We start from the raw sequence: 22,398 nt of genomic DNA, 5'->3' as shown, positions 1-22,398 counted from the left end.
TCTATCACAATGCAATCAAAGCTAATATTATTTATATTATCGGTAAGTGTAACTTTTGGTGTTTCATCACAGATTTTATTACCCATAGAGCAGCCTGGAACAGGAGAAATTACCGGACCTACATCTCCGGAAAAAAGTGAAATTGTTGAATACACATACGATGGGTTTCTACTTGTAGATCCTAAATGGAAGGCACTTACTTATGCTGGAAACTACACTTTCTTGGATGATTGGTATGTGCCTGGTGAAGGATTCAAGTTAAGAATGCGATGGAATAAGGCTGGCAATTACACGCTGGTTTTCAAAAATGGATCTACCGAACTAGATAGAATAGAAGTACAGGTGGTTAGAGCATGGTTTAGAGACAATGACGGGGATGGATATGGTAATCCGAATGTAAAAGTAATGGCTTCCTCTCAGCCATCAGGGTATGTATCCAACAACAAGGACTGCAATGACTCAAATGCATCTATAAAAGATGCCAAAACCTGGTATGTAGATAATGATGGTGATGGATACGGCGGCAGTTCCACTAAAATAGCATGTTCCCAGCCTAATGGATATGTGGGCAATAATAGCGATTGCAACGACAATGATGCCTCAATTTATCAGGAACAAGCCTGGTATTTAGATGCAGATAATGATGGTGTAGGTAATCAATATCCTACCTATTCAGGTGGATTAGCACTTCAAATAGAAATTAATGGAAATTTCTACCCACTCGCGATAATGAGTTGTGGCAAACCAATCATGGGTCCTAATTATGAATTGTCCAATACAGATTGCAATGACAATGATGCATCACTTACGACTGTATCGACCTGGTATCAGGACAATGATGGAGATGGTTTTGGCAGTAATGTAACAATTTCACGATGTGGGCAACCTTTAGGGTATGTAAATAATAATCTGGATTGTAATGATTCCGACGCGACAGTTACACCAAACACTGTATGGTATGCAGATTCAGATGGAGATGGTTTTGGAAATCCAAATATTTCCACAACATCCTGTAATCAGCCAACGGGCTATGTATTGACTAACGATGACTGTAACGATAATGATCCAGTCATCCACCCGGAAACTATCTGGTATCCGGATAATGATGGTGATGGATTTGGAGTTATTGTGGCTCCCCAGTCAGAAGATTTGACAGTGGAACAAGAAATCATTCCGCTTGGATTTGGCTGTACGCCTCCAAGTAATGGCAACTATGTTACTAATACTTTGGATTGTGATGATTATAATCCTGCTATTAATCCTAATACAATATGGTACGAGGATAATGATGGAGATGGGTATGGTAATTCAAACATTTCCTTCACAGGCATTGATTGTGAGACAGCTGCATTAAATAATTACTCTTTAGTTGGCGAAGATTGCAATGACGATAACCCAAACTACTTTGAAGCTAAAAATTGGTATGCGGATTCGGATGGCGATGGAGAAGGTGATGCAAACAGTTTTATCACAGCGTGTGTTCCTCCGGCAGATTATGTCCTAACAGCCTATGATTGTAATGATAGTGATCCATTAATAGGTCGTAAAGTATGGTATTTGGATCAGGATCAAGATGGAATTGGCAATGCTTCAGTGACCGTTATTCAATGCAGTCAACCTGATGGATATGCTGGAACAGGTGGCGACTGTGATGATAATGACCCTAATGCGACTATAGTTATGACATGGTATCCAGATACGGATGGTGATGGATATGGTGATGGATTTATAACACTTCACTCAGAGGACTTAACAGAGCTGGAGAGCTTGCCTTATGAGGTTGAAAGCTGCGCACCTCATTTTGAGGTAAAAATAGATGGAGATACTGTTCATTATGTGACTAACAATATGGATTGCTTTGTTGACGATCCCGATAAATATGACTTACGCTTATATATAGATAGAGACAATGATGGATATGGAGATATAAATGACCCGGGAGAAAAAATAGCATATGAATCATGTAGCGATATTGTTGCTTTCGATGTGCCTTCAGGATATGCAGCCAACAACACCGATGCGAATGATTACGATAGTAAAATCAATCCGGGGACGAAGTGGTTTATTGATCAGGATGATGATGGGTTTGGTGTAGATGGTCCAAATACCTTTACAGGAAATTATCCGCCTAATGATGGGAATAATTATGTGACGAATGATTTGGACATATGTCCGACCACCTTTGGTAAATTTTCAGGTTGCAAAAACCTAAATCTTAACCTATCCAATGAAAATTATGTCCTAACCAGGACTCTTACAACAGCAATTCCCCAATCTGAATATGTATTTGATGCTGAAACAATTGAATCACGAGATGAAGTGAATTACGTTGATGGGCTGGGAAGAACAATTCAGTCTAATTATGCCCATGCAAGCCCCTCATTTAATGATATAGTAAGTTTTCATCAGTATGATGATGCAGGTAGAGAACAGTACCAGTATTTGCCTTATACAAATGACTTATCTGGTGCGTATGATGCTATGACAATAGAAAATCAAGAAAATTACTATAAAGCATTTTACGGTGACTCGATTGCTTTTACATACACCAACTATAGTGACGGACCGCTAGACAGAGTCCTAAGTAAACAACTTCCGGGTGTTGCCTGGAAAAACGATGACGCAAGGATAAATTACACCTATGATCTAAATCATGAGCAAGAAGTTATCTATTTGATACATGATTCTTTGTATTCAGATCTGCATTATTACCAGGAGAATGAGTTATTTAAGATAATTACTTACGACGAAGACAGTGCTCAAACCATCGAATACACCAACCAGCAAGGCCAAACCATCCTCAAAAAATCACAGGTGGATGGAAGCACCTGGGCGGAGACCTACTATATCTATGATGTCTATGGAAACTTAGCAGTAGTTCTTCCACCCGAAGCAACTAACCGATTGGATTCTGAATTCTTCGGTCAAAATCAGGAAGCAAGAGAAGATTTACTAAATACCTGGGCATTCCTATATGACTATGACGGACGAAACCGGATGACCATGAAAAAAGCCCCGGGTGCGGACAGTGTCTTTATGGTGTACGACCAATGGGATCGTTTGGTATTAACTCAGGATGGAAACCAACGCACCGCAAATAAATGGCTGTTTACCAAATACGATGCGCTGAACAGACCAATCATGACTGGGATTATGAATGGAGGTAGTGAGTCTGCTGAACGGGCAGCTGTAGAAGCTGAGACAGATCGATATGAGACTTTAAATGGTACCGGCACTATTCAGTATAGCGATGTAACTTATCCATCGGACAACCTCGTGGAAGAATACCTGACAGTCACCTATTATGACAACTACAATTTCCAATCTCATGCAAACTGGGTGAATGCGGGCTTATCCTTTACTAATCCTACAGGCCTGACGGAAAATAATGCAGTCAAAGGGCAGGTCACAGGCACGATGACCAAAGCCGGCGATGGAAGCTGGATTTACAGCGCCAGCTACTATGATGATAAATATCGCATGATCCAAAGTCAAAGCACCAATCATTTAAATGGCAAGGATGTAGTCACCAATTACTATGACTTTATCGGTCAGGTAGACAAAACCATCACGGAGCACAGTGATGAAACCAAGACTACAACCATCACACGCACCTTTGAATACGATCACGCAGGGAGGCTGCTAAAAACCTGGCACCAGCTGGATACCGGAGATCCAATACTGGTTGCTGAAAATCGCTACAATGAATTAGGCGAACTCATAGAAAAAGACTTGCACCAAGGGACGGGGGGTACCTTCGCTCAGTCGCTGGACTATGCCTATAATATCCGAGGGTGGCTTACCAGGATGAACCAAAGCGATCTTTCAGCATCCCCAGATGGTGACCTTTTTGGAATGGAGCTTCACTACCATACCAATCCATTAGACAACACCAAAACTTATTTCAATGGCAACATTGGTGGAATGGCATGGAGCAATACGGATGCCAATGGTGAAGGGATCAATGATAGAGCATACACCTTCCAGTATGATAAACTTAATCGACTGACGGATGCACAGCACTATCAAGATGGAGTTTCAAATGCGGACAACCCGTACGATGTATCGATTCCTGAATATGACCTGAATGGAAATATCAAGTCATTACAGCGAAGGGCGGAGAGCGTGAGTGCGTTTATGGATAACCTGGATTATGAATATGTAGGAAACCAGCTCCAATATGTCAATGACCTTTCGGGAGATACTCTGGGCTTTAATAATGGAAGCACCGGCACCAACATAGACTACACCTATGATGCCAATGGCAACATGATCTCAGACGCCAATAAAGGCATCACCAATATCGAATACAACCACCTCAACCTCCCTACGGCTGTCATCCTGAGCACCAGCGAAGGATCTGGCCGTATTGAGTATTTGTACGACGCTGCAGGCATCAAACTCCAGCAGAAGGTTTACAAAGACGGAAACCTGGTGAAAACCACGGACTATGTAGGAGAGTTCATCTATGAGACGGACAGCACAGGAGAAAGAAAGCTCCAGCTCATCCAGCATGAAGAAGGCCGTCTAACTCCCCCCTCTGGAGGGGGTCAGGGGGAGGATTATGACTACCAATACCACCTCAAAGACCACCTGGGTAACGTACGTGTGACGTTCTCAACTACTCCAGAGAACTATACGATGGTAGAAACCTTCGAAACAGGCGAGGAGAACGGCTGGCAGGACTTACACAGACACACAAATACTGATGCGAATACTACAGTTTATGAAGATGAAAGTGTTGGAGACGAAGTAGAGCTCCTTCAAAGTGGACAAACCGGAGCGATGATCTTCCTGAGTGTGAACAAGCGGGATACGATCCACTTATCCGTACAGGCCAACTATGAGAGTGCACCAAGTGGAAATAACTTCCTGGGCACAGCCTTTAATGCACTGTTTACCTCTTTTGATAACGTATACGGAAGCGGCGTGCCGGAAGGAGGAGGAGTGAGCAGCTCTTCCACCACGTTTGACAATGCCCTGGGAGGGGCAGAAATGGGCGGCAAAGACGATGCAAGCACCGCACCCAGAGCCTTTTTGAATTACATCTATTTTGACAAGGACATGAATTACGTTCGTGCCGGGTTTGCACAGGTCTCCACCGCCGCGCAGGGTGTAGGCGTACATGAGGAGCTCAGGATCGACGATATTATTGCAGATAAGGAAGGCTACATCTTAGCATACCTATCCAACGAAAACCAAGAGGCAGTAAACGTCCATTTCGACGACTTCACCGTCTACCACGGCAAGACGAACGTGGTGAGCACACAGGATTACTATCCGGGCGGTGGTTTTTTCAATTCTTACACTCGCACTGCTTCAACCGCTCAGAACTATAAGTTCAATGGAAATGAATGGCAACCAGAATGGAGCGTTTATGACTTCAATGCAAGGTTCTATGATCCTTGGGGTGGTCCTGGGTTCTTGCAGGTTGATCCAATGGCAGAAGAAAGAGAATGGTTAAGTCCTTACAACTTCGCACAAAATAATCCAGTGAATAGAATCGATCCTACAGGATTGCTTGATGATATTTATTACAGAGATGGAGAGGAAGTAATGCGAATAGTAAATGACAAACCAGATAGATATTATGAGCAAAGGGAAAATGCTGACAATGTCTCAGGTTACGAAACTGTTCAAATACAAAATCCAAAACGAAATCCATCTGTACTTCAAAGTGAGAATAAGACAGGATATGTTTATTCTGACAAGGACGTGGAAGTTAGAACATCACTCTTAAGTTTAGGATCAGGGAATATCATTACGGCAGCTCTACTCCGACAAGAAGAAGAAGGAAACTTTCAACCTGTAAGTGGACAAGAATATCGAGACCAGTATGTCCAAAGATGGGGAACAGATAAAGCTTTCTGGATGGGTATCGAGGAAGGTTACTTTAATCTACCAGGAGCAGGGGGAGCAAACGGAGGATCTTTCTCAAGAGCTTCTTTAGCAGGTTATCAAAAAGGACTGGCTAAGTTCTCAAAGGAGTTGAGTAATATAAAAAGACCTGATGGCGGCTTTAGTGCTGACTTCAAAACGAATCTAAGAAACTCGACTTTGCCTAAGAATCAATGGAACAGGTTCCAAAAAGCTAACAGAGGAAGGTTCCGAAATCCTTCTGAAGCTAGTAAAGAATACAAGAGGATTATGACAGGAAATTAAAGGTTAGAAATTGAAAGTCACTACGGATTGCAGTAATTGTAGAAATGCGATTAAGATTAAGCAAAGGGCAAGTAATAGATACGAACTCAGTAAAAAAGTAGGGCGGAAAATAACTCTAACTTGTCCAAACTGTAAGGAAAAATCAACCTATCATCTTAACAAGGTGAGAGCAGAAACCACCTTGTTAAGCAGGTTGGTTTTTCCAATCTCAGTAATCCTTTCAATTGTTGCAATATTTTATCTGTGGGATATTGGTACAAGGATTTATTCTTATGAATTGATCCCTACGGTTTTGGTAATCATTAATCTGATTGCAACAGCCATAACTTTTAGTAGTCAGCACAGGGCTAAGTATTTTAATGCTTACCGAGTGGACTAATCAATCTGTCCAATAGATTTTGGTTCGAATACTATGGGTTCCTGGTGTGACCCCATTGGTAAAAACAAGTCGAAGCTCTACGATTGTCTGATCTAACTTCCAAGTAGCTACTCTCTCAAGCCATTGGCCATAATCCTTATCCTGTCTCTGTTTTGGCTGAGAATCACTCTGAGTAGGGTTGCCAATTTTAGTAGAAATCTGGTTTTGAATGAGATCAAACTTTTGGTTGAAATCATCTAGGTTATTATCGAAGTTAGAGTTGATATCTTCAAGTCTATCACCAATTTTTTTTGAATCCCATGTGTATGTGATTAGGCGTAATAATGAGTCTGGTTCATCATAATGGTACATCACTTCGACTTGTGGGATCAAGTTGAATTTTTTATCCTCTCTTACATAGATCAAAGGGTAAGGAGAAAGGTTATCGAGGTATTTATCAGGGATGAAATCAGATGAAATAAAAATAGGAGTCTTCATTTTTTTAAGCTCAGAATCAAAGCCTTTTTCTAGCTTAGACACTTTACTCAAAGGGACTCGTTCAAATGTGAAATAATCATCTTTCTTTAGACAACTGCTATTGATAGTGAATATCAATACAGCAACGATTTTTATAGCAACCCCTCTCATGAATAGACCTGTTTAGCTTTAGCGTCTCTGATAGACATATCAATGAAATAGTACACCTTCTCCTGAATATCAGCAGGAAGTCGTTGAATCTCCAGCACTCGTTTAAGAGTAGTCTTATCTAGTTGCTCTTCGGAAGCTCCTACAAGAAAGTCCAACGATACATCTAAATAGTCAGCCATCTTTGCGGCTACTTCTATAGACGGCTTCATCTCATCCCGTTCGTATCGACCAATCACAGGGCCTTTAGTATTAAGAAACTTGGCAATCTCTTCCTGAGAGATACCCTTCTTTTTTCTTGCCTCTAATAATCTGCTTCCGAAACTCATAAGTACTTGATAAAACCTAAAATCCTTCTAATTAACAAATTTATTTAATGGATAAGTATTAATCAAATCGCAAAAACTTTGCTTGTTAGAATTGAAAGATTAAATTTGAAACCTATAAGTACTAAGAAAATATTTTTCAATGGCAATACCTGACAAACGACACCTAGACACCACCAATCCCGATCATATCAGCTACGAATACGACATGTTGAAGATCATCATACTTGGAGGGATCAGACTAGAGGGATTAGACAGGATGCGGGTAACGTTGAAAATACAAGTAGAACACCTGGCAATCAGGCATAACCTGGACTTGTACAATGACACCCAGGTAGAGAAGCTGATTAGAAAAGTAGCCGAGAAACTCGAAGTAGGAACAAGTGTGATCGCAGCAGCCTTGCAAGACTTAACCGACCTGTTAGAACAATACCGCTTAGATGAAATCGAGAAACAAACCATCGACCATGACAAGCGGAAAATGCTCACACCAGAAGAAATCAAAGAAGCTCAGAAATACCTGACTGCTCCCGACCTGATGCAAAGAACAATGGAAGATATAGGACGAGCTGGTGTGATTGGAGAAGAAACGAACAGGCTTTTGATGTACCTAATCTTTACATCGAGAAAGAGAGAACACCCTTTGCATATCGTTAGCCTCGGAAGTTCAGGGATCGGGAAAACCCACTTGCAGGAGAAAGTAAGCGCACTCATACCAGAGGAAGACAAAATAGAGATCACCACACTAAGCGAGAATGCCTTTTACTACTTCGGGCAAAGACAACTACAACACAAGCTCATACTCATTGAGGATCTGGACGGAGCAGAAGGAGTTCTTTATCCACTCAGAGAATTACAGAGCAAAAAGCGGATCAATAAAACAGTAGTCCATAAAAACACCAAAGGAGAGACAAGGACGATCACACTCAATGTAGAAGGACCAGTAAGCGTAGCAGGATGTACCACCAAGGAGAGCTTGTATGAAGATAATGCTAATCGATCCTTCCTGATCCACATAGACGAGAGCAAAGAGCAGGACGAAAAAATCATGAGCTATCAGAGAAAGTTGAGTGCGGGCAAAGTAGATACAAGTGAAGAAATCAAAATCCAAGAGCTATTACAAAACACACAACGAGTCTTATTACCAGTACAGATCAGAAACCCGTATGCAGAACAGTTGATCCTGCCAGCAGAAGTGTTCAAGCCCAGACGATCTAATGCACACTATCTGGCCTTCATCGAAGCAGTGACTTTTTACCATCAGTATCAAAGAGAAAAACAGTACGACAAGGAAACCGGAGAAGAATTTATTGAAACAACTCTTGAAGATATTGAAGAAGCCAATGGCCTCATGAAGGAGGTATTAATAAGAAAATCTGATATGCTCACAGGAGCTTGCAGATACTACTTTGAAACCTTGAAATATCACTTGCAGAAAGAAGGCAGAAGCACCTTTACCAACCGAGAGATCAGGCAACAGCTTCGCATCAAAGCAACCACACTCAAAAGGTATCACGGACAATTATTAGAGATCGGATTAATCAGAATCAAGGCAGGAAAGCGGTACAAAGGCTATGAATATGAAATAGCGAATGGAGAAGAATACCACCAGTTGAAACAGGAAATAGAAACCGTACTCGACAAAGTATTGGAAGGGTTGCAGTCCAGTAGCCCACTGGTAGCCCACAAACAAAACGGACAAGCTAAAAAGAAGAAAGACAGTTAGTTAAGTCCAAAAGTCCAGTAGCCCACGAAAATGAAACCGAGGTGAAAAAATTAGCACTCAAAAATCCATCCTACAGATACTTAGAACAAAGCTTTAAAGAGTGGCTGGACGTGTTGGGATATGCGCAAAGCTCCGTCTACTACATGCCTTTACACGTTCGGGAATTACTCTACTACTTAGAGCAAAAGGAAATCAACAACATCAAAGAACTGGACAATCAACTCATACAGGAACATTACGAGAAACTAAAAGAGCGATCCAATCAAAGAAGATCAGGAGGCATAAGTACAGGACATTTAAATAAGCATATCCAAGCACTAAGAAAGTTCACCGAGTACTTACGAAAGGTAGGAAGGTTGACCCTTCCAGAGTTGAAGTTGAAGAACGAAGAAGAAGACCCAAGAAATATAGAAGTACTCACCACTGATGAAATCCAACTCCTGTTCAAAGCAACCAATAAACCACCCTACAAAAGACCCAACATGCCAGAAAGCAGAATCGAAGCACTGCAATCAAGAGACAGGGCAATGCTGGCAATCTATTACGGTTGTGGACTGAGAAGAAATGAAGGAGTACAACTCAATGTAGGAGACATCAACTTTGATCGCTCCGTATTGCATGTGAAGAAAGGAAAGAACTACAAAGAGCGTTTTGTTCCGATTAGCAAGACCAGTTTAAACCACCTGACAGCATATGTTTATGACCATAGACCTGAGTTGTTGCAAGGAGCAAAAACAGAAGCACTGTTCATAAGTCAAGCAGCTAAAAGATTGCAAGGACAAACCCTGATCCTACGATTAAAATACCTGAAATACCAAAGTGAGAATACAGAACTGATCGAGAAAGAAATCGGACTCCACACACTTAGACACTCAATAGCCACACACTTTTTACAAGCAGGAATGAAGTTAGAATCCATCAGCAGATTTTTAGGACACAGCAGTTTAGAAAGCACACAGATCTACACTCACTTGGCAGGAATCCCCATCGAGAAAGCACAGCCCTTTAACAACATCCCCAACTATGAAATAACCCAACTGGCAGAAGATGAATGAGTTTATCGACTATCTGAAAACCAACGGCTATGCACACGGAACAATCACCACCATGAAGCGAACCCTGGGGCTTTACTGGAAGTGGTTAAAGCAAGAAAACATAGAAGCAGATCAGGCGAGTTATCAAGAGGTTTTAGGCTATATCAAATCCCTGCAAAATCAAGGAGTAACCCAACGAACCATCCAACATTATTTAGTGAGCATCAAGCATTATTACGACCATCTGATAGAAGCAAAGAAAGTAGTTCAGAATCCAGCCACAGGAATCAAAGTACAAGGTGTAAAACGAAAGATACTCTATCACATCTTCCAACCCCACGAACTCAATGCAATCTACAATGGACACAAAGATGAAAGCCTGAAAGGAAGAAGGGACAAAGTGATCTTAGGACTACTGATCTATCAAGGCTTACGAGCAGAAGAATTAGGCAGAATGGAAACCAACCACATCAAGTTGAGAGAAGGAGAAATAGAAGCACCAGGAGGCATTAGAAGAAATGGCAGAAAGATGAAACTGGAATCCCACCAGATCATGGAAATGTACGATTACATGTTACAGATCAGATCAGAGATATTGAAGAAATCAGGAGAAACAACCGACAAGCTTTTTGTAAGTCCGGAAGGTGGAACACAGATCAGCAACTTTATCTCCAGACTCATGGCAAGGCTCAAAAAGAAACACCCACAGTTGGTAAATGCAAAACAGATCAGAGCAAGTGTGATTACAAAATGGCTGAGAATGTACAATCTAAGAGAAGTTCAATATCTGGCAGGACATCGCTACATCAGCAGTACAGAAAGCTTTTTAGAGAATGAAATGGAAGGGCTACAGGAAGAAGTTCAACAGTTCCACCCACTCGGCTAACCCAACCACACAAACCAACCCAAGAAACCCACCGCACAAGGCTATGCATCCTTCGGCATGCACTTGGTAAAGCGGTGTTCCTGTGGTGCGTTGGTCAGGCTGCACTCCGTAAAACTGCAAATGAACCCGCCTTAAAGCAACTACAAAAAAGCCTCTGGCCGTGATGGTTGGTTATTGATGTTCCAGCCTCGTTGCACTTGCGGCAGGGGAAATCGGTATCACCGCCATCGTTTTTTTGTAGTTGTTTAGCCACCCACAAGCCCATTTGCATTTTACTCCGCTTGCTGCCCATCCGCTCCTCGTCACGGCTGTTCTACTTTTTGTTTTTGGTTGATTAAAGCCTCCGGCAGGTAGGCAAAAAACAAAAACCACAGCCCTTGTTAGTGCGGGCCTGCGACCACCACCAGTACCCTACGGCACACACAGTTGTTCCTTTACAGTCTCGTTCCCTGTGTGGCTGGTGGTGGTACCCGCAGGCGGCCCGCAAGAGTCAGCGCCAGTAGCCAGGCCGATTAGCTGAAGGCTCTTTTACCAAGAGGGGTTCGGTGCATCCTTCCGCGCTCTGCCAACGGACTGCCCAGATCAAGTTTAGTGGTTCGCTTGGAGCATCAGTTGAAAGAATAAATGCCCAGGAGATCAGAGCAAAAGTTGACGAACAGTTAAGGGCATTTATCCTTCCAACCGATGTTAACTTTTTATTAGTTTAGAAATAACGTAAAATTGGCAAGTCAATTAGATCACCGTTTTGGAAATACCCTACGACAAAAGCGATTTTAAACTAAAGTTTGATGGTGAGCTGCATCAGATTGATGCTAATCTTCTGATTAGTTCATTGGTTCACATGAGCGCTATAATCCAAGAGGTAAATCGTGAATTACGGAATGAAAAAAATATTGAGATAAAAATCAAAGCTCTTGATAAGGGCAGTTTTTTAGTCCATCTCGAACTAATTGAATCCATCACAGAACAACTTGCAGGCTTATTTACTCGGGAAAATGCGGAGACTGCTTCCCATGTGGTTGCAGTTCTAATTGGTTTATTTGGCTTAAAAAAAGTCCTAAAGGGCAAGAAAGCTTCAAAGGTTGAAGAAAAAGAAAAGGACAAAGTAGAGATAGAAAATGAAAAAGGTGATCGCATAGTTGTTGAAAACATTACCTATAACATATACAGTAACAACAGCATAGTAAACAATGCGATTACGCAGAACTTTGAGGCTTTAAAGAAAGATGAATCAGTTACCAACTTCCAAATCACTGATGATGAAGAAAACCCGCTTGTGAAAATCGAAAAAGAGGAGTTCGAGGATCTATCACATGTTAATGAAGAAATTATTGATGAGACTTCCCGAGCAGTCACCGAGGTAACCATTTTAAACATCGTTAGACTGGCATTTAATGAGAAGTACAAATGGGAGTTTTACTACAAGGGGAATAAGATATCAGCAAAGATTATTGATGAAGGATTTAATCAGAAAGTTGATGAAGGTGAGAGTTTTGCTAAAGGCGATTCACTTGAGGTTGAAATGACTATTAATCAAGAGTTCGACCCCTCAGTAAATACATACATCAATAAATCCTATCAGATCACCAAGGTAATCGATCATCATCCGAGGGGAAATCAACAGAACATGTTTAGTTGATGGGTTGTCCTAAACTCACATATCATCAGGAGAAAGAGCCACTACTTTTTTTAACCATCTGGAAGAAAGGAGGTCAGGCAAAAACCAACCTGTCATTTTTTGTAGAGCCTACAGAAAAAAATACGGCAAAGAAGATTTTTGATAATTACTATCCTGGCGGTGGTTTTTTCAATTCTTACACTCGCACTGCTTCAACCGCTCAGAACTATAAGTTCAATGGAAATGAATGGCAACCAGAATGGAGCGTTTATGACTTCAATGCAAGGTTCTATGATCCTTGGGGTGGTCCTGGGTTCTTGCAGGTTGATCCAATGGCAGAAGAAAGAGAATGGTTAAGTCCTTACAACTTCGCACAAAATAATCCAGTGAATAGAATCGATCCTACAGGATTGCTTGATGATATTTATTACAGAGATGGAGAGGAAGTAATGCGAATAGTAAATGACAAACCAGATAGATATTATGAGCAAAGGGAAAATGCTGACAATGTCTCAGGTTACGAAACTGTTCAAATACAAAATCCAAAACGAAATCCATCTGTACTTCAAAGTGAGAATAAGACAGGATATGTTTATTCTGACAAGGACGTGGAAGTTAGAACATCACTCTTAAGTTTAGGATCAGGGAATATCATTACGGCAGCTCTACTCCGACAAGAAGAAGAAGGAAACTTTCAACCTGTAAGTGGACAAGAATATCGAGACCAGTATGTCCAAAGATGGGGAACAGATAAAGCTTTCTGGATGGGTATCGAGGAAGGTTACTTTAATCTACCAGGAGCAGGGGGAGCAAACGGAGGATCTTTCTCAAGAGCTTCTTTAGCAGGTTATCAAAAAGGACTGGCTAAGTTCTCAAAGGAGTTGAGTAATATAAAAAGACCTGATGGCGGCTTTAGTGCTGACTTCAAAACGAATCTAAGAAACTCGACTTTGCCTAAGAATCAATGGAACAGGTTCCAAAAAGCTAACAGAGGAAGGTTCCGAAATCCTTCTGAAGCTAGTAAAGAATACAAGAGGATTATGACAGGAAATTAAAGGTTAGAAATTGAAAGTCACTACGGATTGCAGTAATTGTAGAAATGCGATTAAGATTAAGCAAAGGGCAAGTAATAGATACGAACTCAGTAAAAAAGTAGGGCGGAAAATAACTCTAACTTGTCCAAACTGTAAGGAAAAATCAACCTATCATCTTAACAAGGTGAGAGCAGAAACCACCTTGTTAAGCAGGTTGGTTTTTCCAATCTCAGTAATCCTTTCAATTGTTGCAATATTTTATCTGTGGGATATTGGTACAAGGATTTATTCTTATGAATTGATCCCTACGGTTTTGGTAATCATTAATCTGATTGCAACAGCCATAACTTTTAGTAGTCAGCACAGGGCTAAGTATTTTAATGCTTACCGAGTGGACTAATCAATCTGTCCAATAGATTTTGGTTCGAATACTATGGGTTCCTGGTGTGACCCCATTGGTAAAAACAAGTCGAAGCTCTACGATTGTCTGATCTAACTTCCAAGTAGCTACTCTCTCAAGCCATTGGCCATAATCCTTATCCTGTCTCTGTTTTGGCTGAGAATCACTCTGAGTAGGGTTGCCAATTTTAGTAGAAATCTGGTTTTGAATGAGATCAAACTTTTGGTTGAAATCATCTAGGTTATTATCGAAGTTAGAGTTGATATCTTCAAGTCTATCACCAATTTTTTTTGAATCCCATGTGTATGTGATTAGGCGTAATAATGAGTCTGGTTCATCATAATGGTACATCACTTCGACTTGTGGGATCAAGTTGAATTTTTTATCCTCTCTTACATAGATCAAAGGGTAAGGAGAAAGGTTATCGAGGTATTTATCAGGGATGAAATCAGATGAAATAAAAATAGGAGTCTTCATTTTTTTAAGCTCAGAATCAAAGCCTTTTTCTAGCTTAGACACTTTACTCAAAGGGACTCGTTCAAATGTGAAATAATCATCTTTCTTTAGACAACTGCTATTGATAGTGAATATCAATACAGCAACGATTTTTATAGCAACCCCTCTCATGAATAGACCTGTTTAGCTTTAGCGTCTCTGATAGACATATCAATGAAATAGTACACCTTCTCCTGAATATCAGCAGGAAGTCGTTGAATCTCCAGCACTCGTTTAAGAGTAGTCTTATCTAGTTGCTCTTCGGAAGCTCCTACAAGAAAGTCCAACGATACATCTAAATAGTCAGCCATCTTTGCGGCTACTTCTATAGACGGCTTCATCTCATCCCGTTCGTATCGACCAATCACAGGGCCTTTAGTATTAAGAAACTTGGCAATCTCTTCCTGAGAGATACCCTTCTTTTTTCTTGCCTCTAATAATCTGCTTCCGAAACTCATAAGTACTTGATAAAACCTAAAATCCTTCTAATTAACAAATTTATTTAATGGATAAGTATTAATCAAATCGCAAAAACTTTGCTTGTTAGAATTGAAAGATTAAATTTGAAACCTATAAGTACTAAGAAAATATTTTTCAATGGCAATACCTGACAAACGACACCTAGACACCACCAATCCCGATCATATCAGCTACGAATACGACATGTTGAAGATCATCATACTTGGAGGGATCAGACTAGAGGGATTAGACAGGATGCGGGTAACGTTGAAAATACAAGTAGAACACCTGGCAATCAGGCATAACCTGGACTTGTACAATGACACCCAGGTAGAGAAGCTGATTAGAAAAGTAGCCGAGAAACTCGAAGTAGGAACAAGTGTGATCGCAGCAGCCTTGCAAGACTTAACCGACCTGTTAGAACAATACCGCTTAGATGAAATCGAGAAACAAACCATCGACCATGACAAGCGGAAAATGCTCACACCAGAAGAAATCAAAGAAGCTCAGAAATACCTGACTGCTCCCGACCTGATGCAAAGAACAATGGAAGATATAGGACGAGCTGGTGTGATTGGAGAAGAAACGAACAGGCTTTTGATGTACCTAATCTTTACATCGAGAAAGAGAGAACACCCTTTGCATATCGTTAGCCTCGGAAGTTCAGGGATCGGGAAAACCCACTTGCAGGAGAAAGTAAGCGCACTCATACCAGAGGAAGACAAAATAGAGATCACCACACTAAGCGAGAATGCCTTTTACTACTTCGGGCAAAGACAACTACAACACAAGCTCATACTCATTGAGGATCTGGACGGAGCAGAAGGAGTTCTTTATCCACTCAGAGAATTACAGAGCAAAAAGCGGATCAATAAAACAGTAGTCCATAAAAACACCAAAGGAGAGACAAGGACGATCACACTCAATGTAGAAGGACCAGTAAGCGTAGCAGGATGTACCACCAAGGAGAGCTTGTATGAAGATAATGCTAATCGATCCTTCCTGATCCACATAGACGAGAGCAAAGAGCAGGACGAAAAAATCATGAGCTATCAGAGAAAGTTGAGTGCGGGCAAAGTAGATACAAGTGAAGAAATCAAAATCCAAGAGCTATTACAAAACACACAACGAGTCTTATTACCAGTACAGATCAGAAACCCGTATGCAGAACAGTTGATCCTGCCAGCAGAAGTGTTCAAGCCCAGACGATCTAATGCACACTATCTGGCCTTCATCGAAGCAGTGACTTTTTACCATCAGTATCAAAGAGAAAAACAGTACGACAAGGAAACCGGAGAAGAATTTATTGAAACAACTCTTGAAGATATTGAAGAAGCCAATGGCCTCATGAAGGAGGTATTAATAAGAAAATCTGATATGCTCACAGGAGCTTGCAGATACTACTTTGAAACCTTGAAATATCACTTGCAGAAAGAAGGCAGAAGCACCTTTACCAACCGAGAGATCAGGCAACAGCTTCGCATCAAAGCAACCACACTCAAAAGGTATCACGGACAATTATTAGAGATCGGATTAATCAGAATCAAGGCAGGAAAGCGGTACAAAGGCTATGAATATGAAATAGCGAATGGAGAAGAATACCACCAGTTGAAACAGGAAATAGAAACCGTACTCGACAAAGTATTGGAAGGGTTGCAGTCCAGTAGCCCACTGGTAGCCCACAAACAAAACGGACAAGCTAAAAAGAAGAAAGACAGTTAGTTAAGTCCAAAAGTCCAGTAGCCCACGAAAATGAAACCGAGGTGAAAAAATTAGCACTCAAAAATCCATCCTACAGATACTTAGAACAAAGCTTTAAAGAGTGGCTGGACGTGTTGGGATATGCGCAAAGCTCCGTCTACTACATGCCTTTACACGTTCGGGAATTACTCTACTACTTAGAGCAAAAGGAAATCAACAACATCAAAGAACTGGACAATCAACTCATACAGGAACATTACGAGAAACTAAAAGAGCGATCCAATCAAAGAAGATCAGGAGGCATAAGTACAGGACATTTAAATAAGCATATCCAAGCACTAAGAAAGTTCACCGAGTACTTACGAAAGGTAGGAAGGTTGACCCTTCCAGAGTTGAAGTTGAAGAACGAAGAAGAAGACCCAAGAAATATAGAAGTACTCACCACTGATGAAATCCAACTCCTGTTCAAAGCAACCAATAAACCACCCTACAAAAGACCCAACATGCCAGAAAGCAGAATCGAAGCACTGCAATCAAGAGACAGGGCAATGCTGGCAATCTATTACGGTTGTGGACTGAGAAGAAATGAAGGAGTACAACTCAATGTAGGAGACATCAACTTTGATCGCTCCGTATTGCATGTGAAGAAAGGAAAGAACTACAAAGAGCGTTTTGTTCCGATTAGCAAGACCAGTTTAAACCACCTGACAGCATATGTTTATGACCATAGACCTGAGTTGTTGCAAGGAGCAAAAACAGAAGCACTGTTCATAAGTCAAGCAGCTAAAAGATTGCAAGGACAAACCCTGATCCTACGATTAAAATACCTGAAATACCAAAGTGAGAATACAGAACTGATCGAGAAAGAAATCGGACTCCACACACTTAGACACTCAATAGCCACACACTTTTTACAAGCAGGAATGAAGTTAGAATCCATCAGCAGATTTTTAGGACACAGCAGTTTAGAAAGCACACAGATCTACACTCACTTGGCAGGAATCCCCATCGAGAAAGCACAGCCCTTTAACAACATCCCCAACTATGAAATAACCCAACTGGCAGAAGATGAATGAGTTTATCGACTATCTGAAAACCAACGGCTATGCACACGGAACAATCACCACCATGAAGCGAACCCTGGGGCTTTACTGGAAGTGGTTAAAGCAAGAAAACATAGAAGCAGATCAGGCGAGTTATCAAGAGGTTTTAGGCTATATCAAATCCCTGCAAAATCAAGGAGTAACCCAACGAACCATCCAACATTATTTAGTGAGCATCAAGCATTATTACGACCATCTGATAGAAGCAAAGAAAGTAGTTCAGAATCCAGCCACAGGAATCAAAGTACAAGGTGTAAAACGAAAGATACTCTATCACATCTTCCAACCCCACGAACTCAATGCAATCTACAATGGACACAAAGATGAAAGCCTGAAAGGAAGAAGGGACAAAGTGATCTTAGGACTACTGATCTATCAAGGCTTACGAGCAGAAGAATTAGGCAGAATGGAAACCAACCACATCAAGTTGAGAGAAGGAGAAATAGAAGCACCAGGAGGCATTAGAAGAAATGGCAGAAAGATGAAACTGGAATCCCACCAGATCATGGAAATGTACGATTACATGTTACAGATCAGATCAGAGATATTGAAGAAATCAGGAGAAACAACCGACAAGCTTTTTGTAAGTCCGGAAGGTGGAACACAGATCAGCAACTTTATCTCCAGACTCATGGCAAGGCTCAAAAAGAAACACCCACAGTTGGTAAATGCAAAACAGATCAGAGCAAGTGTGATTACAAAATGGCTGAGAATGTACAATCTAAGAGAAGTTCAATATCTGGCAGGACATCGCTACATCAGCAGTACAGAAAGCTTTTTAGAGAATGAAATGGAAGGGCTACAGGAAGAAGTTCAACAGTTCCACCCACTCGGCTAACCCAACCACACAAACCAACCCAAGAAACCCACCGCACAAGGCTATGCATCCTTCGGCATGCACTTGGTAAAGCGGTGTTCCTGTGGTGCGTTGGTCAGGCTGCACTCCGTAAAACTGCAAATGAACCCGCCTTAAAGCAACTACAAAAAAGCCTCTGGCCGTGATGGTTGGTTATTGATGTTCCAGCCTCGTTGCACTTGCGGCAGGGGAAATCGGTATCACCGCCATCGTTTTTTTGTAGTTGTTTAGCCACCCACAAGCCCATTTGCATTTTACTCCGCTTGCTGCCCATCCGCTCCTCGTCACGGCTGTTCTACTTTTTGTTTTTGGTTGATTAAAGCCTCCGGCAGGTAGGCAAAAAACAAAAACCACAGCCCTTGTTAGTGCGGGCCTGCGACCACCACCAGTACCCTACGGCACACACAGTTGTTCCTTTACAGTCTCGTTCCCTGTGTGGCTGGTGGTGGTACCCGCAGGCGGCCCGCAAGAGTCAGCGCCAGTAGCCAGGCCGATTAGCTGAAGGCTCTTTTACCAAGAGGGGTTCGGTGCATCCTTCCGCGCTCTGCCAACGGACTGCCCAGATCAAGTTTAGTGGTTCGCTTGGAGCATCAGTTGAAAGAATAAATGCCCAGGAGATCAGAGCAAAAGTTGACGAACAGTTAAGGGCATTTATCCTTCCAACCGATGTTAACTTTTTATTAGTTTAGAAATAACGTAAAATTGGCAAGTCAATTAGATCACCGTTTTGGAAATACCCTACGACAAAAGCGATTTTAAACTAAAGTTTGATGGTGAGCTGCATCAGATTGATGCTAATCTTCTGATTAGTTCATTGGTTCACATGAGCGCTATAATCCAAGAGGTAAATCGTGAATTACGGAATGAAAAAAATATTGAGATAAAAATCAAAGCTCTTGATAAGGGCAGTTTTTTAGTCCATCTCGAACTAATTGAATCCATCACAGAACAACTTGCAGGCTTATTTACTCGGGAAAATGCGGAGACTGCTTCCCATGTGGTTGCAGTTCTAATTGGTTTATTTGGCTTAAAAAAAGTCCTAAAGGGCAAGAAAGCTTCAAAGGTTGAAGAAAAAGAAAAGGACAAAGTAGAGATAGAAAATGAAAAAGGTGATCGCATAGTTGTTGAAAACATTACCTATAACATATACAGTAACAACAGCATAGTAAACAATGCGATTACGCAGAACTTTGAGGCTTTAAAGAAAGATGAATCAGTTACCAACTTCCAAATCACTGATGATGAAGAAAACCCGCTTGTGAAAATCGAAAAAGAGGAGTTCGAGGATCTATCACATGTTAATGAAGAAATTATTGATGAGACTTCCCGAGCAGTCACCGAGGTAACCATTTTAAACATCGTTAGACTGGCATTTAATGAGAAGTACAAATGGGAGTTTTACTACAAGGGGAATAAGATATCAGCAAAGATTATTGATGAAGGATTTAATCAGAAAGTTGATGAAGGTGAGAGTTTTGCTAAAGGCGATTCACTTGAGGTTGAAATGACTATTAATCAAGAGTTCGACCCCTCAGTAAATACATACATCAATAAATCCTATCAGATCACCAAGGTAATCGATCATCATCCGAGGGGAAATCAACAGAACATGTTTAGTTGATGGGTTGTCCTAAACTCACATATCATCAGGAGAAAGAGCCACTACTTTTTTTAACCATCTGGAAGAAAGGAGGTCAGGCAAAAACCAACCTGTCATTTTTTGTAGAGCCTACAGAAAAAAATACGGCAAAGAAGATTTTTGATAATTACTATCCTTTTGGTGGGACTTTTAATAATTACACTCGTACTGCATCTACAGCTCAACGATTTAAGTATCAAGGCAAGGAAGTTCAGGAAGAACTGGACGTTTATGACTTCCACGCAAGAATGTACGATCAGTGGACTGTTAGAACATGGCAACTTGATCCATTGGCTGATGCCTATTATTCTCTAAGTCCATATTCTTGGGTTGCCAATAACCCTTTGAAGTTCATGGATCAGACGGGAATGTTTTTACATGATTACAAAATCCATTCAGACGGGACAATAGAGAAACAAGAAACAACTGATTCTTTCGACACCTTCACTTACGTGGATGGTGATGGGACAGAGCATAATGTAGGTCAATATGATAAGAATGAGAGTGGGTTAATTCAATTGTCAAACATTGATGACTCTGATGGAAGTGGAGCCAAAATATCTACTAAGTCGGGAAATGAGGATAGGTTGTATGCATCAGGGGAAGCAGTAGCAAGTTTGATTGGAGCTTCTGCAGACTCAGGGGAAGAAGTATTTGTAGTAAGTGCTAGTGAATCAGACGGTTCCTCTCCATCTCCAAGCACAAGCCATACGGATGGGAAAAATATGGATATTAGGTATGCGGGGAATGATGGAGCAAGAGACGCAATTGATTACGAAGGAAGTAAGACGAACTTTGATAAAATCGATCAAACTGCATCTGCTTCTATGAACTCAGCTTTGAAGAAGTTTGGGTATAAGGATATCAGGTCATCTACTTTAGAAGTTACAAATACTTCTACTGTGAATGGTAAAGAAGTCACTACTACTACTTCTCATTCGGTATCTGGTACAACACATCTGAAGAATCATTACAATCATCAGCATTTACAAGGGTATAAGCCGAATGTAAGGGTTAAGCCGAGAATATTGAATATCCAAAGAAAAGGATTCCAACCATTAAGGTAAATTGATATGAAATATGTAATCATAATTGCTCTAATCTCAATGAATGCGTTTTGTACAGAGACACGTTCAAAAGGAGAGAAAGGATCAGAATCAGCGACTCCACCAGAGAGGGAAGTAAAGCAAGAGCAGGAACAGGGATTTGTTTTTGTAAGTATTAGCAATATCTATCATAATGGGGGTGAGCTGATCATTTTGAAAAAGAGTGGATCAGATACCCTAGCCTACATTAATGGGTCTGAAATCAAGATTAATGGATCAAGCTATGATATTATTGATCAAGAGCATTTATACAAGGATGGCATTGATGTGGAATCCTTCGATCCAGAGTATGGTCTATTCGTTCTTAGCTGTAAGGGAAAAGTGGATGGGTTTTATGAAGTGATGTTCAATGAACAAATAGCACTTATTGGAACAAGCTCTCAGAAGATTGACTTTAAAAGCTTTACTGAATATATCATGGAAACTTACCCCATTCCAACAGAATCTAATCCGTTAAGACAAGAACCAAGTGATAACTCCGATTTAGTCTCTGAATATGGAGATTATACTTATGTTCCAGTAGAAGTAAAAGGTGATTGGGTTAAGGTGAGAGATGACAAAGACTGTTACTCGGGAGAAGAACCTTCTAAGGTTGATATTGTTGGTTGGATTAAATGGAGAGAGGGAGAAAAGTTCATTTTGAAGGTTGCTTACATCTGTTGATTAAGAAAATATGACCCTGCTTCGGCGGGGTTTTTTGTTGAGCACCCCCTCTGGCGCGGAAGTTACTCCCTCTGGCGCGGAAGTTACTTCCGTGACATACTAGTAGTTAACCTTCCGTGACAATTAAACATTGAGTCCCTATTTTTGGTATGTGAGCGAAAAATACAAAATCAAAGATCAAGACAAA

At 41.0% G+C, this 22,398-nt stretch carries 16 protein-coding genes; 12 read left to right on the top strand and 4 right to left on the bottom strand.

Annotation, left to right across the window (positions count from 1 at the left end; all coding sequences use genetic code 11):
• Positions 1-9: 9 nt before the first annotated feature.
• Positions 10-6,162: a DUF6443 domain-containing protein gene (locus ACXAH9_RS16035; protein ID WP_474895865.1), complete on the top strand. Its 6,153-nt coding sequence runs from the start codon at positions 10-12 to the stop codon at positions 6,160-6,162.
• 379 nt (positions 6,163-6,541) lie between these two features.
• Here the strand turns inward: ACXAH9_RS16035 and ACXAH9_RS16030 are convergent, their stop codons facing one another.
• Positions 6,542-7,168, bottom strand: a complete 627-nt coding sequence (locus ACXAH9_RS16030) for a hypothetical protein (protein ID WP_474895863.1) — start codon at positions 7,166-7,168, stop codon at positions 6,542-6,544.
• Positions 7,165-7,494 carry a helix-turn-helix domain-containing protein gene (locus ACXAH9_RS16025; protein ID WP_474895862.1) on the bottom strand — a complete coding sequence of 110 codons (330 nt, stop codon included), beginning with the start codon at positions 7,492-7,494 and terminating at the stop codon, positions 7,165-7,167. The genes ACXAH9_RS16030 and ACXAH9_RS16025 overlap by 4 nt, the downstream gene beginning before the upstream one ends.
• 139 nt (positions 7,495-7,633) lie before the next feature.
• On the opposite strand from ACXAH9_RS16025, the gene ACXAH9_RS16020 reads away from it, so the two are divergent.
• The 5 genes from ACXAH9_RS16020 to ACXAH9_RS16000 all read left to right on the top strand — a co-directional run bounded on the left by ACXAH9_RS16020 (position 7,634) and on the right by ACXAH9_RS16000 (position 13,810).
• Positions 7,634-9,217 carry a hypothetical protein gene (locus ACXAH9_RS16020; protein ID WP_474895861.1) on the top strand — a complete coding sequence of 528 codons (1,584 nt, stop codon included), beginning with the start codon at positions 7,634-7,636 and terminating at the stop codon, positions 9,215-9,217.
• Between the two features lie 41 nt (positions 9,218-9,258).
• Entirely contained in the window at positions 9,259-10,272 is a 1,014-nt protein-coding gene (locus tag ACXAH9_RS16015) for a tyrosine-type recombinase/integrase (RefSeq protein ID WP_474895860.1), read from the top strand.
• Positions 10,265-11,137, top strand: a complete 873-nt coding sequence (locus tag ACXAH9_RS16010) for a tyrosine-type recombinase/integrase (RefSeq protein ID WP_474895859.1) — start codon at positions 10,265-10,267, stop codon at positions 11,135-11,137. Before ACXAH9_RS16015 ends, ACXAH9_RS16010 begins: the two co-directional genes overlap by 8 nt.
• A gap of 745 nt (positions 11,138-11,882) precedes the next feature.
• Positions 11,883-12,776 carry an LAPAL motif-containing putative phage structural protein gene (locus tag ACXAH9_RS16005; protein WP_474895858.1) on the top strand — a complete coding sequence of 298 codons (894 nt, stop codon included), beginning with the start codon at positions 11,883-11,885 and terminating at the stop codon, positions 12,774-12,776.
• Positions 12,776-13,810, top strand: coding sequence for an RHS repeat-associated core domain-containing protein (locus ACXAH9_RS16000; RefSeq protein ID WP_474895864.1), 1,035 nt, complete (start codon positions 12,776-12,778; stop codon positions 13,808-13,810). Before ACXAH9_RS16005 ends, ACXAH9_RS16000 begins: the two co-directional genes overlap by 1 nt.
• Positions 13,811-14,189: 379 nt before the next feature.
• On the opposite strand, the gene ACXAH9_RS15995 is transcribed toward ACXAH9_RS16000, so the two are convergent.
• Together ACXAH9_RS15995 and ACXAH9_RS15990 are read right to left on the bottom strand one after the other, a co-directional pair.
• Positions 14,190-14,816, bottom strand: coding sequence for a hypothetical protein (locus ACXAH9_RS15995; RefSeq protein ID WP_474895863.1), 627 nt, complete (start codon positions 14,814-14,816; stop codon positions 14,190-14,192).
• A complete protein-coding gene (locus tag ACXAH9_RS15990) occupies positions 14,813-15,142 on the bottom strand; it encodes a helix-turn-helix domain-containing protein (protein ID WP_474895862.1) in 330 nt (109 codons plus the stop codon). The genes ACXAH9_RS15995 and ACXAH9_RS15990 overlap by 4 nt, the downstream gene beginning before the upstream one ends.
• Positions 15,143-15,281: 139 nt before the next feature.
• On the opposite strand from ACXAH9_RS15990, the gene ACXAH9_RS15985 reads away from it, so the two are divergent.
• The 6 genes from ACXAH9_RS15985 (at position 15,282) to ACXAH9_RS15960 (ending at position 22,211) form a co-directional block, all read left to right on the top strand.
• Positions 15,282-16,865 carry a hypothetical protein gene (locus ACXAH9_RS15985; protein ID WP_474895861.1) on the top strand — a complete coding sequence of 528 codons (1,584 nt, stop codon included), beginning with the start codon at positions 15,282-15,284 and terminating at the stop codon, positions 16,863-16,865.
• Positions 16,866-16,906: 41 nt separating this feature from the next.
• Complete coding sequence (locus tag ACXAH9_RS15980; RefSeq protein ID WP_474895860.1) at positions 16,907-17,920, top strand: tyrosine-type recombinase/integrase; 1,014 nt, start codon at positions 16,907-16,909, stop codon at positions 17,918-17,920.
• Positions 17,913-18,785: a tyrosine-type recombinase/integrase gene (locus ACXAH9_RS15975; protein WP_474895859.1), complete on the top strand. Its 873-nt coding sequence runs from the start codon at positions 17,913-17,915 to the stop codon at positions 18,783-18,785. The genes ACXAH9_RS15980 and ACXAH9_RS15975 overlap by 8 nt, the downstream gene beginning before the upstream one ends.
• Before the next feature lie 745 nt (positions 18,786-19,530).
• Positions 19,531-20,424, top strand: a complete 894-nt coding sequence (locus tag ACXAH9_RS15970) for an LAPAL motif-containing putative phage structural protein (RefSeq protein WP_474895858.1) — start codon at positions 19,531-19,533, stop codon at positions 20,422-20,424.
• On the top strand, positions 20,424-21,509 hold the full coding sequence (locus ACXAH9_RS15965; protein ID WP_474895857.1) for an RHS repeat-associated core domain-containing protein: 1,086 nt from the start codon (positions 20,424-20,426) through the stop codon (positions 21,507-21,509). The genes ACXAH9_RS15970 and ACXAH9_RS15965 overlap by 1 nt, the downstream gene beginning before the upstream one ends.
• A 6-nt stretch (positions 21,510-21,515) precedes the next feature.
• Positions 21,516-22,211, top strand: coding sequence for a hypothetical protein (locus tag ACXAH9_RS15960; RefSeq protein WP_474895856.1), 696 nt, complete (start codon positions 21,516-21,518; stop codon positions 22,209-22,211).
• The last annotated feature ends 187 nt before the right edge of the window (positions 22,212-22,398 follow it).

This window comes from Ekhidna sp. ABH4_415 (assembly GCF_056161305.1).
Note: the sequence above shows the minus strand (reverse complement) of the source record. Positions and strands in the feature narration are given on the sequence as shown.

What these genes read in the sequence shown, in the direction of transcription:
- ACXAH9_RS16035 (WP_474895865.1), top strand. Translation starts at nt 10, where the DNA reads ATGCAATCAAAGCTAATATTATTTATATTATCGGTAAGTGTAACTTTT.
- ACXAH9_RS16030 (WP_474895863.1), bottom strand. Translation starts at nt 7,168, where the DNA reads ATGAGAGGGGTTGCTATAAAAATCGTTGCTGTATTGATATTCACTATC.
- ACXAH9_RS16025 (WP_474895862.1), bottom strand. Translation starts at nt 7,494, where the DNA reads ATGAGTTTCGGAAGCAGATTATTAGAGGCAAGAAAAAAGAAGGGTATC.
- ACXAH9_RS16020 (WP_474895861.1), top strand. Translation starts at nt 7,634, where the DNA reads ATGGCAATACCTGACAAACGACACCTAGACACCACCAATCCCGATCAT.
- ACXAH9_RS16010 (WP_474895859.1), top strand. Translation starts at nt 10,265, where the DNA reads ATGAATGAGTTTATCGACTATCTGAAAACCAACGGCTATGCACACGGA.
- ACXAH9_RS16000 (WP_474895864.1), top strand. Translation starts at nt 12,776, where the DNA reads ATGGGTTGTCCTAAACTCACATATCATCAGGAGAAAGAGCCACTACTT.
- ACXAH9_RS15995 (WP_474895863.1), bottom strand. Translation starts at nt 14,816, where the DNA reads ATGAGAGGGGTTGCTATAAAAATCGTTGCTGTATTGATATTCACTATC.
- ACXAH9_RS15990 (WP_474895862.1), bottom strand. Translation starts at nt 15,142, where the DNA reads ATGAGTTTCGGAAGCAGATTATTAGAGGCAAGAAAAAAGAAGGGTATC.
- ACXAH9_RS15985 (WP_474895861.1), top strand. Translation starts at nt 15,282, where the DNA reads ATGGCAATACCTGACAAACGACACCTAGACACCACCAATCCCGATCAT.
- ACXAH9_RS15975 (WP_474895859.1), top strand. Translation starts at nt 17,913, where the DNA reads ATGAATGAGTTTATCGACTATCTGAAAACCAACGGCTATGCACACGGA.
- ACXAH9_RS15965 (WP_474895857.1), top strand. Translation starts at nt 20,424, where the DNA reads ATGGGTTGTCCTAAACTCACATATCATCAGGAGAAAGAGCCACTACTT.
- ACXAH9_RS15960 (WP_474895856.1), top strand. Translation starts at nt 21,516, where the DNA reads ATGAAATATGTAATCATAATTGCTCTAATCTCAATGAATGCGTTTTGT.